The 13,259-nt window shown below is 68.7% G+C and carries 9 protein-coding genes; 6 read left to right on the top strand and 3 right to left on the bottom strand.

Annotated elements, in window-relative coordinates:
• Positions 1-93 precede the first annotated feature (93 nt).
• A complete protein-coding gene (locus NX02_RS26570) occupies positions 94-945 on the bottom strand; it encodes a metal-dependent hydrolase (protein ID WP_025295200.1) in 852 nt (283 codons plus the stop codon).
• A gap of 46 nt (positions 946-991) precedes the next feature.
• Between NX02_RS26570 and NX02_RS26565 the strand changes: the two genes are divergently transcribed.
• From NX02_RS26565 to NX02_RS26550, 4 genes are all read left to right on the top strand, one after another.
• Positions 992-1,585: a TetR family transcriptional regulator gene (locus tag NX02_RS26565; protein ID WP_039996856.1), complete on the top strand. Its 594-nt coding sequence runs from the start codon at positions 992-994 to the stop codon at positions 1,583-1,585.
• Between the two features lie 43 nt (positions 1,586-1,628).
• Positions 1,629-2,687, top strand: coding sequence for a GTPase ObgE (gene obgE / locus NX02_RS26560; RefSeq protein WP_025295198.1), 1,059 nt, complete (start codon positions 1,629-1,631; stop codon positions 2,685-2,687).
• Positions 2,688-2,883: 196 nt separating this feature from the next.
• Positions 2,884-4,002, top strand: coding sequence for a glutamate 5-kinase (gene proB / locus NX02_RS26555; protein ID WP_025295197.1), 1,119 nt, complete (start codon positions 2,884-2,886; stop codon positions 4,000-4,002).
• The gene (locus tag NX02_RS26550) at positions 3,999-4,910 is read left to right on the top strand and encodes an NAD-dependent epimerase/dehydratase family protein (RefSeq protein ID WP_025295196.1); all 912 of its coding nucleotides are present in this window, start codon (positions 3,999-4,001) and stop codon (positions 4,908-4,910) included. The genes proB and NX02_RS26550 overlap by 4 nt, the downstream gene beginning before the upstream one ends.
• An 89-nt stretch (positions 4,911-4,999) precedes the next feature.
• On the opposite strand, the gene NX02_RS26545 is transcribed toward NX02_RS26550, so the two are convergent.
• Positions 5,000-8,854: a LamG-like jellyroll fold domain-containing protein gene (locus NX02_RS26545; protein ID WP_025295195.1), complete on the bottom strand. Its 3,855-nt coding sequence runs from the start codon at positions 8,852-8,854 to the stop codon at positions 5,000-5,002.
• A 139-nt stretch (positions 8,855-8,993) separates the two neighbouring features.
• On the opposite strand from NX02_RS26545, the gene NX02_RS26540 reads away from it, so the two are divergent.
• Both NX02_RS26540 and NX02_RS26535 read left to right on the top strand, forming a co-directional pair.
• Positions 8,994-9,692 (top strand): LamG domain-containing protein, encoded by a 699-nt coding sequence (locus NX02_RS26540; protein WP_245648710.1) that lies wholly within the window; start codon positions 8,994-8,996, stop codon positions 9,690-9,692.
• Between the two features lie 163 nt (positions 9,693-9,855).
• A complete protein-coding gene (locus NX02_RS26535) occupies positions 9,856-11,271 on the top strand; it encodes an alpha-L-fucosidase (protein WP_025295193.1) in 1,416 nt (471 codons plus the stop codon).
• Positions 11,272-11,307: 36 nt separating this feature from the next.
• Here NX02_RS26535 and NX02_RS26530 read toward each other — a convergent pair whose 3' ends face one another.
• Entirely contained in the window at positions 11,308-12,963 is a 1,656-nt protein-coding gene (locus tag NX02_RS26530; protein ID WP_025295192.1) for a M20/M25/M40 family metallo-hydrolase, read from the bottom strand.
• Between the last annotated feature and the right edge of the window lie 296 nt (positions 12,964-13,259).

Here is a 13,259-nt window from a genome sequence, read left to right as displayed (position 1 = left end):
TCACGGGATTGGCATAGGCCCAACGCGTTGAACAGCCCGTGAATAAGCCGCAACAGTGCGACATGTTCCGCGCCGCCCCGGCCGGCGGCGGCCTCAGGCCGGTTCGGGCAGCGATTGCGCCGGCAGATCGTCGTCCACGCCCGCGATCAGCTGGCGGTCGTCATGCCGCCAGGGATGGAAGCCGGGGCGGAAATAACCGAGCCAGGCCGGGGCGATGCGGCGGACGATACCGGGCGAGATGAAGGCGTGCCGAAACACCCGCCACCAGACTCGCGGGCCGCTCAGCCCATCCTGCCTGAGCAGTTCGAGGACCCCGCGAATCCGCCCGTGAACGAAGCGCTTGGTGGTTCGCAGCATCACCAGCGCGCGCACGATCCAGCGCCGCCGCCGCGGCCAGTGCCGCGTCGCGTGCAACCAGGTGTCATAGGCGACGCCCTTATGCTCGATCTCTTCCACCGCGTGCCAGCGCCACATCCGCGCGGCCTCCGGGTCGGCGCCGTCGAGGTGGCGCGGATCGGCGAGCAGTTCATGCGCGAGCATCGCGGTGAAATGTTCGAGCGCCATCGTCGCGGCGAGGTTCGCGATCGGCGGGCGCCCTTTGGTCAGCGCCAGCGCGGCATCCACATCGGCGTCGAGCCGGGCGACGTCATAGCCCTGATCGGTGACGTGCCGGTTGAACGCGACATGCTCGCGGCTGTGATTGACCTCCTGCCGGATGAAGGCGTTGATCTCCGCCTCCAGCGCCGGCGGCGTGCCGTCGCGATGCGCGCGCACGCTTTCGACGAAATAGGCCTCGCCCTTGGGAAAGGTCACCGACAGCGCGTTGTAGAAGGCGGTACCGACCGGATCGCCGTTCAGCCACCAGCGCCGCTGGCCGCCCTTCCGGCCGAAGCGCCGGTCACGCGGCGTGATTGTCGGATTTCCGAAGGTCTTGGCGGAACTCATGCAATGGCTCCATAGCTATGCTCGCACCCTATAGCTACTTACATGGATGTCAATAGTGAGAAAACGCCTCAGCCCCGAAGCCAGCCGCTCCGCCGCGCTCGAGGCGGCGCGCGCGCTGCTGATCGAACAGGGGCCGCAGGCGGTGACGTTGAAGGCGGTCGGCGATCGGATCGGCCGCACGCACGCCAATCTGCTGCACCATTTCGGATCGGCGGCGGGGCTGCAGACCGCGCTCGCCACCGAGATCGCCGGGACGGTGACGACCACGATCGCCGACGCCGTGCTCCGTGCGCGGGCCGGCGAAGGCGATCCGCGCCATATCGTCGACCTCACCTTCGATGCGTTCGGCCGCCAGGGCGCGGGCGCGCTCGCTGGCTGGATGATCCTGTCGGGCAATCGCGATGCGCTCAACCCGATCCTCGAGGCGATCCACCAGCTCGTCGACGAACTGGGCGAGGGGCATGAGGATGCGCCGGTCGCCGAACTGACGCTCTCGCTGGTGACGAGCGCGCTGGGCGACGCGCTACTGGGCGAGGCGATGGCGGGATCGCTGGGGCTGCCGCGCGAAACGGCGCGGGAGCTGGCGCTCCAGTCGCTGCTCGCGGGGTCGAAGCTGGGCGCCTCTCGCGCGGCGGTTTAGCACTGCCCTTCAACTTATGGCCCAAAAGCATTAAGGGCCCCGCATGCATTTTCTAGACCAAGCCAAGATCTTCGCCCGTTCCGGCTCGGGCGGCCCCGGCGCCGTCAGCTTTCGGCGCGAGAAGTTCATCGAATATGGCGGCCCCGACGGCGGCAATGGCGGCAAGGGCGGCGATATCATCTTCGAAGCGGTGGCCGGCCTCAATACGCTGATCGACTTCCGCTACACCCAGCATTTCCGCGCACCGCGCGGCAAGGGCGGTGCCGGTTCCAACCGCACCGGCGCGGGCGGCAACGATCTCGTGATCAAGGTGCCGGTGGGCACGCAGGTGATCTCGGAAGACAAGGAGCATGTGCTGCTCGACTTCACCAGGGTCGGCCAGCGCGAAGTGTTCCTGCGCGGGGGTGACGGCGGCCGTGGCAATCTGAGCTACAAGACATCGACCAACCGCGCCCCGCGCCAGCATGGCAGCGGCTGGCCCGGTGAAGAGGCCTGGGTGTGGCTGCGGCTGAAGCTGCTCGCCGATGCGGGGCTGGTGGGGCTGCCCAACGCCGGCAAGTCGACCTTCATAAACGCGGTGACCAACGCCAACGCCAAGGTCGGCGCCTATGCCTTCACCACCACCCGGCCGCAGCTCGGCGTGGTCAGCCACCACAATCGCGAGTTCGTGGTCGCCGACATTCCCGGGCTGATCGAGGGTGCGGCCGATGGCGTCGGCATCGGTGACCGCTTCCTCGGCCATATCGAGCGCTGCCGCGTGCTGCTCCACCTCGTCGACGTCACCTTGGACGACCCGGTCGAGGCCTATCGCGTCGTGCGCGGCGAGCTGGACGCTTATGGCGCCGGACTGATCGACAAGCCCGAGGTGCTGGCGCTGAACAAGAGCGACACGCTGGACGCCGAACTGGTCGAGGAGATCGCCCAGGCGCTGCGCGAGGCGAGCGGTGCCGAGGTGTTCCCGATGTCCGGCGTGTCCGGCGTCGGCGTGGACGCGGTGCTCGACCGGCTGGTCGCCGAGATCGGCCCGGCGGAGGCGAACGCGCCGGGCGAAATGGACGAGGACGAGGGCGGCGAGGGACCCGGCGAATGGTCTCCGATCTGATTTTGCCTCCCTCCCCCTTGGGGGGGAGGGTTGCGAAGACTTGGGCGGTGCGTAGCAGCGCCCTAGTCGTAGCTGGGAGAGGGGAAAGCGGCGCGAAGCGCCGCGCGCGCCTGCGGCGCGCACCCCTCCTCCAACGCCGACTAGGCGCCTACGGCGCCAAGTCTCCGTATCCTTCTCCCCCAAGGGGAGAAGGGAATTGAATCCCTTCACCCCTGCGCTCTGCCCGCGCCTCGTCATCAAGGTCGGCTCCTCGCTGCTCGTCGATCCCTCCGGCACGCTGCGGCGCGACTGGCTGGCCTCGCTCGTCGCTGACATCGCCGAGCGCCATGCCGCGGGCCAGCGGATCATCGTCGTTTCTTCCGGTGCGATCGCGCTGGGCGCGCGGCGGCTCGGCCTGCCGAAGGGCGGGCGCGCGAGCCTCGAGGATGCGCAGGCCGCCGCCGCGACCGGGCAGATCGCGCTGTCGGGCTGCTGGGCGGAACTGCTCCACGGCCACGGCCTCACCGCCGCGCAGATGCTGGTCACGCTCGACGATCTCGAGGATCGGCGGCGCTATCTCAACGCCACCGCCACGCTCGACCGGCTGCTGACCTTGGGCGTGGTGCCGGTGATCAACGAGAATGACAGCGTCGCCACCACCGAGATCCGCTTCGGCGACAATGACCGGCTGGCCGCGCGCGTCGGCCAGGCGGCGCATGCGCAAGGCGTGATCCTGCTTTCGGACGTCGACGGGCTCTATGACCGCGACCCGACCGTCCACGCCGATGCGACGCGGATCGAACGGGTCGACCGGATCGACCGCCAGATCGTCGCGATGGGCGGCAGCGGCACCTCGTCGGGCATGGGCTCCGGCGGCATGGCTTCCAAGCTGGAGGCGGCGCGGATCGCGACCGGCGCGGGCGCCGCGCTGGCGATCGTCTCGGGCAAGCATGAGCGCCCGCTGGCGCGCTTCGCTACCGGCGGCTGCGGCACCGTCTTCACCGCTGCGATGAAACCGCGCGCGCGCAAGAGCTGGATCGCCGGGCGGCTGACGGTGCGCGGGCAGATTGCGGTCGATGCCGGCGCGGCGAACGCGCTGGCGGGCGGCAAGAGCCTGCTCGCGGCCGGCGCCACCACCGTCGCCGGCCGCTTCGCGCGCGGCGACCTGATCGAGATCGTCGACCATCAGGGGCAGGCGATCGCACGCGGCCTTGCCGAATATGACAGCGAGGATGCCGCGCGCATCGTCGGCAAGCGGCGCGACGCGATCGAGGCGATCCTCGGCTACGCGCCGCGCACAGCCCTCGTCCACCGCGACCATATGGCATTGCTGTGAGCGTGCTCGCGCTGACCGGCGCGACCGGCTTCGTCGGCAGGACCGTGCTGCGGATGGCGGTGGCCGGGGGCCACCATGTCCGTGCGCTGACCCGCCGGCCGCAGCCGGACACCGCCGGCGTTACCTGGATCGCGGGCGCGCTCGACAGGCCGGCGAGCCTCGCCGAGCTGGCGCGGGGCGCCGACGCGGTGATCCACGTCGCCGGCGTGGTCAACGCGCCCGACCGCGCCGGCTTCGCCGCGGGCAATATCGAAGGCACGCGCGCAATGGTCCGCGCGGCGAAGGACGAAGGCGTCACCCGCTTCATCCACGTCTCCTCGCTCTCCGCGCGCGAGCCGGCACTGTCGATCTATGGCTGGTCCAAGGCCGGCGCCGAGGATGCGGTGGCCGACAGCGGGCTCGACTGGTCGATGGTGCGCCCGCCCGCGATCTACGGCCCCGGCGACACCGAAATGCTCGACCTGTTCCGCATGGCGCGGCGCGGCGTGATCATGCTGCCGCCGCGCGGCCGCTTCTCGGTGGTCGCGGTCGAGGATCTCGCGCGTCTGCTGCTGACGTTGGCAACGGCGCGCGCCGGCACCGGCCAGATCTACGAGGTGGACGACGGCGTTGCCGGTGGCTGGACGCATGAGGGGTTCGCGCAGGCGATCGGCGCTGCGGTCGGCCGCCGCGTCCGCGCGATCCATACCCCGCGCCCGCTGCTCCGCGTCGCCTCCGCGATCGACCGCGCCACGCGGCGGACGCGCGCCAAGCTGACCGGCGACCGCGTCGGCTATCTGTGCCACCCGGACTGGGTAAGCACCGCGATCCGCCAGCCGCCGGCCAACCTGTGGCGCGCGGAAACCGACACGCGCGACGGGCTGAAGGCGACGGCGGACTGGTATCGTGCCGAGGGCTGGCTGCGGTAGTAGTGCAGAAGCATCACGAAATAACCCTCTCCCGCCAAGTGCGGGAGAGCGCTTTGAGCGCACCTCGATAGTCGCGCTCCTTTCGCCCCCTATTTCTGCCGCAGCGCCAGCGGCACGCGATTGTTCTGCCGCGTCAGTTCCGGCGCATCCTCCGCCAGTAAAACCTCCGCGGTCAGCGTCTCGGCATCCACCTTCGACGGCAGCTTGAACGTCACCGCCACCGTGCGCGGCTTGAGATCGAGCGGTGCCTCCAGCGCCGGGATCGGTGCACTTGCCACCTCCACGCCATCGGCCCCGCGCAGCACCGCGCGGCCGCCCGCGACCGGCTGGCTGCCGAGGCTGTGGACGGTCAGCGACACGCGCCGGCGCTTCACCGCGATGTCCTGCGTGCCGATGCCGAGGTCCGGGCGCTGCTCGACCGGGGTCGAGGGGCGCAGCAGCTCGAATTCATAGACCACGGTCTCGCCGGGGGTGAAGCGCACCTCGGTATTGGCGCTGCGTTCCAAGGTCACGTCATGCGATTCGCCGGCGGGCACCAGGGTCTTGCCGTCGTCGGGCGTGGTGTAGCGGCGGACGCGCCACGTGCCGGCGATCACGTTCCACGTGGACATCGTCGCGCGCTGCTCGACCGCGGAGAGGTTGTAGCCGATCACCCGCAGCTTGTCCGGCCGCGCCCCGGGAACGAGGATCGCGACCCGTTCCGCGCCGCCGGGCCGATCGAACCGCCAGCTGACGAAATGGGTCGGCCAGTGCATGTTGCGTCTCAGCGCCACCGCGCCCAGCCGTTCGCGCTGGAGGATGTCGCTGGGGGAATCGACCCGGTCGGACCACCAATGCCCCTCGGTGTTCATATACATGCGCTGCTGGCGCTCGACGATCGCGTCGCCGTGCAGCTTGGCCAGCGCGGCGGTATCACCGGTCGCGGCCCAGCGCGCGTAGAGCGCGAAAGCGTCGTTGCTCTTCGAATTGGCGAGCGTGCTGCGCCACGCATCGCCCTGGGCGAGGCGATCGAACAGATTATCCCCCAGTTCGGCGATCGAACCCGGCCCCGCGCGCGCCACCCGAGCCTCGATCGGCTGGAGATATTTGGTGTCGGCGGTCAGCCGCCACGCCGCCCAGGCGGTCTGCAGCACGATTGTCGCCCCACCGCCGTCGCCGGCGCGCTCCTTGTCGGTGTTCCAGTTGATCTCGTTCGGATACGACCAGAGACCCTTCTCGTCCTTGCGTCCATGCGCCATCCAGCCGTCCATGATCCCGGTGATCTGGTTCGTCGCGACCGGATTGCCGTTGAACGCGGCGAGCATCGTCGGCACGTGCATGACGGTGAAGCCATAGGGCTTCTGCCAGGACCAGGGATCGTCGCGGTAGATCTTGCGCCCGCCGAACCAGCTCGACGCGAAATGGACATGGCCCGCCGGGTTGCGCAGCAGCACCCGCGAGAGGCCGTCGACATTCTCCATCAGCCGCTCCACCGCCAAGGGCTCGCCCCAGTTGAGGTAGAGCCGCTCGGCATTGCTGTTGAGCCCTTCCTCATAGACGTGGAGCTCATCGGTCTCGATCGTGCCGAGGCCGTTGGTGATCATCCCGTTCTTGTAGACCGCGTCCGACAGCGCGCGCAGCGAGGCGTTGATCCTGTCCGGGTCGACGCCCATCAGCGCCAGCCCCGGCCATTGCTGGGTAAGATCGGTGTCGTCGGACAGGCCGCCGCCGAAATCGCCATAGGGAACCTGGCGATTGTCGATCCACCAGTTGACGAAGCGGCCGACCAGCTTGAGATCCTCGACCTGCCGGAACGCCCACAGCGGCACCCCCGCGGGGGCCTGGGGCAGCACGACCGGCGGGAAATTCTCCGGCCGGTAATTGATGTCCGCCCAATAGCCGCGCGCCAGTTCATTGTCGGGATCGACGCGGAGCAGATCGGAAACGTCGCCGAAGATGCGGTCGTAGAGCGGCGCGCGGCGCGACGCGGTATGTTCCTCGACCAGGAAGGCCCAATTGTCCTTCACCTGGTTGAAGCGGTCGGCGACATACTCCTTCACCGCATCCTTGCGCGGCTTGAACACCAGCCGGATGCGGGTGCCGTCGAGGCTGGCGGCGTCGAAATCGGCGGCGGCGGATGCGACCGTCAGAGAGAGGCTGTCATGCGAGAGGATGCGGTCGCGCAGGTCGAGCCACAACGTCCGCGCTTCTCCGGCGCGCACCGAGACAGAGACGTCGATCATGTCGCGTCCCGGCCAGATCGGATCCTTGATCCTGATGTTGAGCGGCACGAGCCCCTTGCCGTCGCCCTTCACCTTCAGCGCCGGCAGGTCGATCGCGATGCCGTCCAGCCCGTCATGGATGTTCTGCCAGCCATAATCCCAGGCGCGCGCCACCGGCTGGTCGGCGGGGGCCGGGCCGAAGCTGGCGGGGATCAGCACATGGACGATCGGCGCCGCGCCCTTCATCCGCTCGGCAGCGCCGCTCGCCCCCGCCGCGCCCGCGCCCACCGCAGCGCGCACGCCCGACGTCGGCATGGCGAGCACGGTGCTGCGCTCTTCGGGCGCATAACGCCCGGCGATGAAGGCGTTGAGTCCGTTCAGGATTTCCAGCCGCGGCGCAACCGCGCTGCGGATCGTGTAGTCGAGCTGGAAACTGCCCTCCGGTACCACGCCCTTGCCGACATCATAGGCCCAGATTTCCTGGATCGGCTGTTCCTGCATCGTGTTGGTGAAGCTCAAGGTGCCGCCGGTGCGTGCCGCGAACGTATCGACGCTGCGCACGGTGCCCGCCTTGCGCGTCGCCAGCGTCTGCGATTCCGTCCCGTCCGACCAGTCGAGCGTGCCATAGGCGGCACCGCGCAGTTCGACGCGGTTGAAGCGCTCGCCCGCGGGCACGGTCAGCCGATAGGTCTTGCCGCCCTCGACATAGACGTTCCAGTCGGGAAGCTGGAAATAATCGTCGCGCCCCGGCAGTTTGGAGCGGTTGTAGACGCCGGGCCAGGTGGTCTCGGCGATGCCGTCCACGCCCTTCCACATCCATTCCTTCATGTCCTTCGCGTCGGCGAACTCGACCTTGCGGATGCGGGTGACGGGATCCTCCAGCAGCGGCGGCGCGCCGGCATCCCAGCCATGGCGGTGCGCCCAGGCGGCGCGGCGCGCGGCGTCCTGCGCCGGCGCCGCCGCGGGCACCGCCGGCTCCTGCTTTGCCGCGAGCGCGGCGACGGCAGGCGCATCGAGCATCCGGCCATAGATGCGGATCTCGTCGAGGTCGGAGCCGCGCATGAAATTGTAGCGGCTCTGCACCTGGTGCGGGGACAGCACCCGGCCGGCGAGGCCGAAACTGTCGAGCCCGGCGTCGAGATCGGCCTTCTGGTCGAGTTTCGCCACCTCCTGTCCGTCGACGAACAGCCGCACGCCGCTCGTCTCGTCCCAGCCGAAGGCGATGTGGTGCCACGCGGCGGGATCGGGCAGCGCCGGCAGCGCGAAGGAAACGCGCAGGCGCGAGAGATTGGCGTCGGTGACGAAGGCGTCGAAGCCCTTGCCGTTCCAGTCGATGCGCAGGAAGGCCATGTCCCAGCTCGAATGATCGGCATAGCCCGCGCGGAAGATCACGAACGGCGCCTCCCCCACCGGCTGCCGCGCGCGCCAGAAGAAGGCGAGCGTGCCGCGCGCCGCCTGCATGTTGCCCGGCGCCTTCCACGCCACATAGCCATCGTCCGCCCATTCCGCCGCGCCGCCGATCGCCCCGTTGGGCACGACCTTCACATTGCTGCGGAAATTGGGCACCGGATCGCCGCCCGCGACGTCTGCGTTCAGGCTTTCGTCCACCGAGGCGCGGAAGAGAAGGCCGGCATCCTCACGCGGGCCGTCGGCACGCTGGCCATCGACCCTCTGGGCATGCGCGGTGCCGGCAATGAGCGCGGTGGCGAGCGAGAGCAGCGAGGCAGTGCGGAAACGGGTCAAGGATACTCTCCAGGGGCGGGCGACCATCGGCTTGTTTTCGTCTGCTGGGTAGTTGGAAACCGGTGTCACGGGCAACCCCGATTTGCTATGTTTGACCCTCTCCCCTTTGGGGGAAGGACTTAAGGAAGAAGGAGAGCCGGTGCCCATCCTCACCCGCCGTGACATGCTGATCGGCACGCTCGCCACCACTCTCGTCGCATCCCCGGCGCGCGCCCGCGCGCGCGCGGAGATCTGGACGTTCGACAATCTCGCCCGCATCGGCGGCCACACCATCCGCGTCGAGGGCGCGCCGATCCTCGTCGATTCCCCGCTCGGCGCGGCGCTGACCTTCGATGGCGAGAAGGACGCGCTGTTCATCGACCATCACCCCCTCGCCGGCGCCGAGCGCTTCACCTTCGAGGCGCTGTTCCGGCCGGATGGCGGCGCCTTCGAGCAGCGCTGGTTCCATCTCGAAAGCGACCAGACCCCGCCGGTTCCGCCCGGCACCGGCACCACCCGGATGCTGTTCGAGATCCGCGTGGTCGAGGATCATTGGTATCTCGACGCGTTCATGCGCGGCGACGGCTACAATCAGGCACTGATCGTGCCCGGGAAACGCTTCCCCGTCGGCGAATGGTATCATGTCGCTCAGACCTATGACGGCACGACCTACCGATCATACGTCAACGGCGCGGTGCAGGCGGAGGCGGCGGTACCGTTCAAGCCGCAGGGACCTGGCAAGGCCTCGGTCGGCATCCGCATGAACCGGGTCAATCCGTTCAGGGGTGCGGTGCGGCAGGCGGCGTTCGTGAGGGGCACGGCGAAGCGGCCGGGCGGGTTCGTGCTGAGCCTGCGCTGATCCGAGACGGGCCGTTGGCGTTTCCGTTGGCTGGGGCGGCCGCGTTTCGACATCACAGATTCTCAAACGACTTTTACATATGCAACTTGCGCCGCCTTGCGCGCGATGCCACGCTTCCCTCCGATAGCCAGACAGATCGAAAATGATCGAAGGAGGGGACATCATGGATCACCGGATCGACCGCCGCGGCATGATGGGCGCGACCGGCATCGGCCTGCTCGCGCTGGCGACCCCGCGCGCCGACGCGCAGGAGAAGGACGGCGGCAGCGGCGCGACCGCCTCCGCCCGCCTCGCCATCCAGGAACGGACTCGCGAACGCCGCATGCGCTGGTGGCATGACGCCAAGTTCGGGATGTTCATCCATTACGGCCTCTACAGCCTGATCGGCCATCAGGAATGGGTGATGGAATCCGAAGGCATCCCGATCCCCGACTATGAGAAGCTCGCACGGCATTTCATGCCGAAACCGGGCGCCGCGCGCGAATGGGCCCGGCTCGCGAAGCGCGCGGGCCAGCGCTACATGGTGTTGACCACCAAGCATCATGAAGGCTTCTGCCTGTGGGACACGAAGCAGACCGACTATAACAGCGCGCAGCAGGCGGCGAAGCGCGACATCGTGCGTGAGTTCGTCGATGCCGCGCGTGCCGAGGGCTTGCGCGTCGGCTTCTATTATTCGCTGATGGACTGGCACCATCCCGATGGCGCGCGCTGCAAGGACGATCCCGCGGCGCGCGACCGCTTCGTCGCCTTCGCGCACGCGCAGATCCGCGAACTGCTGACCCACTATGGCAAGATCGACATCCTCTGGTACGATGTCGACTGGCCGCTCACCCCGGACCAATGGCGCGCCGGCGACATGAACCGGATGGTGTTCGAACTGCAGCCCGACATCATCGTCAACAACCGCAACGGGCTCGATGGCGATTTCTCGACGCCCGAGCACCGCGTCGCCGCCGCCGAGCGCGCCTGGGAAACCTGCGAGACGATGAACCTCGGCTGGGGCTATCAGCGATCCGACGACGAGTGGAAGAGCACCAGGCGGATCGTCAACGACCTCACCTTGTGCGTCCAGCAGGGCGGCAATTTCCTGCTCAACATCGGTCCGCAGGCGGACGGCACCGTGCCGCAGGCATCGGTCGAGACGCTCGAGCGCGTCGGCAACTGGCTGGAGACCAACGGCGCAGCGATCTATGATTCAGATGGCCGCGCCGCGGGCGCGTTCGGCAACTACACCAACTTCACCAAGGCCGGGAACACGCTCTACATCCACGTCTATTTCTGGCCGTCGAAAAGCCCGGCGGCGCAATGGCTCGACGCGCTGGCACAGGAGACCGTCGTCGCGGTCGGCGGCGTCCGCTGCAAGGCGCTGTCGGCGCGGCTGCTCAAGACCGGCCAGCCGGTGAAATTCGAACAGGACGATATCGCACTCCGCTTCACCGGCCTGCCCGAACAGGCCCCGGACGATCCGACGACGGTGATCGAGGTGACCTGCGAAGGCACCCCCTATGTACGCCACCACCTGATCCGTCCGGAATGGCCGCGCTATGGAGTGAATGTCGGGGGAAAGAGGAGCGTTTGAGGGTGGAGAGGGGGCCGGCGCCCCTCTCCTCAAAACCTACTGCGCCTTCAGGCTCTCCTCCCGCACCGCGCGGAATTCCGAGCCTGCCTTCCACACCGGCCATGCGTCCGATCGCGCCAGTTCCGCGCCGATCGTGCCGGCCAGTGCAATATCTTGCACAGCCCCGTCGAGGTTCCAGTCCGGCCCCCACTGGTCGCAGGCCTGATGGTAGCATTGCCCGGTATAGGCATCGATCCACGCCTGCCCGGCCTTCACCCCGCCCTGCTTGAGGTCGGAGGCGCCGGCGATGCCCATCAGCAGCATCACCGGCACGCCGCGCTTGGCGAAGGAGAAATGGTCGGCGCGGTAGAAGAGGCCGCGTTCGGGCAGGCCCTCGGGCGTCACCCGCCGCCCCTGCGTCGCGGCGACGCGGGTCATGTCGTCCTCGAGACTGTTCTGCCCCTTGCCGACCAGCACGACGTCGTTGGCCGAGCCGGCGGTCTGGAGGATATCGAGCGTCAGGTTGGCGACGGTGCGGTTAAGCGGATAGACCGGGTTGGACGCGTAATATTCGGAGCCGAGCAGGCCGCGTTCCTCCGCCGTCCATGCCGCGAACACCACGCTGCGCGCCGGCGCGGGGCCGGTCTTCATGTCGCGCGCGATCTCAAGCATGCCGGCGAGGCCGAGCGCATCGTCATTGGCGCCGGCGCGATAGATGCGGCCCTGCGCATCGGGCTTGCCCTTGCCATAGGCATCCCAGTGCGCGCCATACATCACCACCTCGTCGGCGCGGGTGGTGCCGGGGATCCGGCCGAGCACATTGTGGCTGGTCACCACCTCATGCGCGACCGGTACCTCCGCCTTGAAGCGCAGCCCCGCCAGCGCAACGGGCCGGAAGCCGGGCGTGCGCGCCGCCGCCTTGAGCGTGTCGAGATCGAGTTTCGCCGATGCGAGCAGCGCCCGCGCCGCCGCGTCCGACAGCCAGCCCTGCAGCCGCACGCTGGTGAGATCCTCGGGCTTGCGGGCGATATCGTAATTCTCGCCGCCGGGGCTGACGACGACGTTCCAGCCATAGCCGGCGCCGGCGGTGTCGTGGACGATCAGCGCGCCGACCGCGCCCTGCCGCGCCGCTTCCTCGAACTTGTAGGTCCAGCGACCATAATAGGTCATCGTCCGGTCGCCGAACTTACCGGCTGCGGGCTCGCCCGGCTTCGCCTCGAAATCGGGATCGTTGACGAGGAAGATGGCGACCTTGCCCTTGAGGTCGACGCCCTTCAGATCGTCCCACTTGCGCTCGGGTGCCTTCACGCCATAGCCGACGAACACCAACGGCGCGTCGATCACCGCCGCATCGTCGGGGCGGATGGTGGAAACATAGATGTCCTTGCCCGTCTCCAGCGGCACGGCGCCGGCCGGGCCGGTAACCGCGAGCGTCTTCGGCGTGCCCAGCCGGGTGTGGAGCAGCGGCACCGCCTGCAGCCACTGCCCGTTCGGCCCCGCCGGCTCCAGCCCCAATTGCTGGAAGCGCGCGATCAGATAGCCGACCGTCCGCTCCTCCCCCACCGTTCCCGGCGCGCGGCCCTCGAACGTGTCGGAGGCGAGGGTGCGGACGGTCTGTTCGATGCGGGCGGCAGCCCCCGCATCCTGCGCGAGGACGGGCTGGGCGGTGCCGGCAAGCAGCGCGGCGGCAGAGGCGATGGACAGGATCTTCATGCCGCCGGTTTAGAATACCGTGCCGCGGGGGCAAGGCCGTGTCAGCCGCCCGGCTTGATCGGGGCCGCGACGACAGCAGTCGTTCCTCGCGCCGCGGATCATTCTTCATGCGCACGGCGCGATCGAAGATCATCGTCGGCCGCCGCGCCAGATCGAGGTGCGGCCAGGCCGGCAGCGCGCCGCTATTGGGATCGCCCCGCGTCGCCAGCGCAATGAAAGAATCCGCCGTCTGCGCGGCGAGGTTGCGCGAATCCGTCCCCGTCCGTGCGCCCATGCGCCCATGCGCCCATGCGCCC

The sequence above is a fragment of the Sphingomonas sanxanigenens DSM 19645 = NX02 genome (assembly GCF_000512205.2).
Taxonomy (GTDB): domain Bacteria; phylum Pseudomonadota; class Alphaproteobacteria; order Sphingomonadales; family Sphingomonadaceae; genus Sphingomonas_D; species Sphingomonas_D sanxanigenens.
This window is presented reverse-complemented; position numbering and strand designations above follow the sequence as displayed.